3 protein-coding genes are annotated in these 2,733 nt (G+C 56.8%); 2 read left to right on the plus strand and 1 reads right to left on the minus strand.

Annotation, left to right across the window (positions count from 1 at the left end):
* The coding region (locus ABJK70_RS23205; protein WP_347259278.1) for a uracil-DNA glycosylase family protein at positions 1 to 227 on the plus strand (227 nt) is incomplete at its 5' end.
* 2 nt (positions 228 to 229) lie between these two features.
* Entirely contained in the window at positions 230 to 784 is a 555-nt protein-coding gene (gene rimI / locus ABJK70_RS23210; protein ID WP_240502524.1) for a ribosomal protein S18-alanine N-acetyltransferase, read from the plus strand.
* 140 nt (positions 785 to 924) lie between these two features.
* Here rimI and ABJK70_RS23215 read toward each other — a convergent pair.
* Positions 925 to 2,733, minus strand: a 1,809-nt coding sequence (locus tag ABJK70_RS23215) for an efflux RND transporter permease subunit (protein WP_347259279.1), incomplete at its 5' end; no start/stop codon positions are given.

Here is a 2,733-nt window from a genome sequence, read left to right on the forward strand (position 1 = left end):
CCTTGATCAAACCTAAGATTATTCTGGCCGTAGGCCGTATTGCCGCGCAAAACTTATTAAAAACCGCGACGCCCATCGGTAAACTACGCGGCCAGGTGCATTATTACGACCAGATTCCGCTGGTGGTGACTTACCATCCCGCTTACCTGCTGCGCTCGCAAACGGAAAAACGTAGGGCATGGGAGGATCTCAAACTAGCCATGCGGGCTTTTCGACAACAAGCATAATTATGTCCGCCATGTTCGATTTGTTCGGCTTGTTCGAGCGCATCAGGAAATTCATCAGTTATGATGCCGAAACCGAGTTTTATTACCGACACTTTCCCAGCCTCGTGAAGAGTGCCGAGTTGATCATTCGTCCGATGCGGCGGTCAGACCTTAAAGTGGTGGCCGCCATTGAGCAAAGTGCATACGAATTCCCTTGGGAGCCGACCACTTTCCGGGACTGCTACACCGTAGGATATTGTTGCTGGGTAGGCGAAAGGGCAGGCCAGGTTGTAAGTTACGGGATCGCGTCGGTGGGGGCGGGGGAGTCGCACGTACTCAATCTCTGTGTGTCGCCGCAAAATCAGGGACAGGGCTACGGGCGCTTGATGCTCGAGAAACTCATGGCGGTCGCCAAGGAGCACAAGGCCGAAACGATTTTTCTCGAAGTGCGTCCTTCCAACAAGCCCGCCATCAAACTTTATCACCAACTGGGGTTCAACGAGATCGGTACCCGCAAAGGCTATTATCCGGCCCGAAACGGCCGGGAAGATGCCCTGGTCATGGCTCGCATGCTGTAATCGCCGGATCGAAAGGCATCTCGTAGGTCGGCAATCCATTGCCGACAAGTTCCTCGCCGATCCAGCGCGTCGGCAACGGATTGCCGACCTACGATTTCACAATCCTCAACATTAATCCGCAGTAAAAATCGCTCTAGCGTCTACGACGGCTCAGAAAAACGTGGCGGCTCATCGAGGGTTTCGAACCGGCCGAATTTGAGCAATATCGTCGGCATAAGCAGCAGATTGAAAAGGGTGGACGATACCAAACCGCCGATAATGATCGCGGCCATGGGACCCATGATCTCGCGCCCCGGATTGTCGCTGTCGACGGCGATGGGCAGCATCGCAAGCGCGGTGACTAGCGCCGTCATCAAGATCGAAGGGAGGCGTTCCTGTGCACCCTGAATCGCGGTTTCCAGATTCCACGACTTGTTTTCCCGTTCTACCAAATGCCGGTAATGGGAAATCAGCATAATCGCATTGCGTACCGTGATTCCGAACAAGGTGACGAACCCTACCATCGACCCGACCGAAAGCGTACTGCCCGTCAGGAATGCGGCAGCAACGCCTCCGGCCAGCGAAAAAGGCAGATTCACCAAGGTGAGGAGCGTATGGCGCACACTGTTGATGGCCAAAAAGATCAGCAACATAACGCCAACACCCGACAGCAGCGCATGGACCGTCAGTTCCCGGCGTGCTTTACCTTGCTCCACGGCGGCGCCGCTGAACTCGGGATAGACGTCCGGCGGAAAATCGATGGCGGTGAGCGTTCGCCGGCGAAGTTCTTCCATAAACGACGCCGTGTCCCGACCGGCCACGTTTGCCGTGACGGTCTGCACACGCTGGCCGCCCCGATGAAGTATGTTATACCGTCCGCCGACCTGCTGGATCTCCGCGATTTGGCTCAATTCCACGATAAGACCATCCGCGGTGCGCAGCGGTACGTGCGCTACCGTTTCCGGCCGGTGCCGCAATTCCGGCGGCAGAATCACCGCTACCTCGTAAGCGCGATTGTCCAAGTAATAGGCGCCCGCGATCCGTCCCTGCAAAGCCGTTTGCAGGACATCGGCCACTTCCATCGGACGCAAGCCATAAGCGGCCAAATCGTCGAGTTTCAGCCGGATTTGAAGCTGAGGCGTGCTCGGAGGCGATCGCAGTTGTACGTCGATGGCGCCGGGAATGGTTCGGACAAGATCGGCGATCTGGCGCGCTTTCTGATTGAGTTGGTCGAGGTCGCTTCCGTAGAGATTGATCACGATCGGTGCCGTGTAACCGGAAATGGTTTCGTCGACCCGCTCGGTCAGAAAGGTGTTCGCTTCGAACAGGATTCCCGGAAAATCGTCCAAGATCTGTCTGAGCCGGTTCAGCACAGATTGTTGAGCTTCGCCTGAAAGCGGCTTCAGCCGAACTTCGTACTCGCTGTAGTGGCTGCCGTAAGTGTCGGCACCGCGCTCGGCTCGGCCGGCCCATTGCGAGACCGATTCGACTTCCGGGATCTCGAGAAATTGCCGGGTCAGCAGCCCGCCGATTCTGAGCGATTCCTTCAATGATGTGCCAGGAAGGCTGCTCGTGTGTACGATGTAATGGCCCTCTCGAAGTCGGGGCAGGAATTCTCCGCCGAGATCGGTCAACGCCAGAATCCCTAATCCGCAAATAACCGCGCTGATCGACAGCGTTGCTCTCGGCCGTTTTGCAACGGATCTCAGCAGGGAGGCGTATTTGGGCTGAAGCAGCCGAATCAGCGGCGGGATCTTGTCGGTCTTGCCGCTCTTCAAGAGCATGTAGCAAAGCGCGGGCGTTACCGTCAGCGCTACGAGCAGGGACATGAGAATCGCGAGGATATAGGCATGACCGATCGGAGCGAACAAGCGTCCTGCAATTCCGCCGAGCGTCAGGAGCGGCACAAATACCAATGCGACGATGAAACTGGCGTACACCACCGAGCTGCGTACCTCCATGGAGGCATC

Source organism: Methylocaldum sp. (assembly GCF_039794385.1).
In the GTDB taxonomy this organism is placed as follows: domain Bacteria; phylum Pseudomonadota; class Gammaproteobacteria; order Methylococcales; family Methylococcaceae; genus Methylocaldum.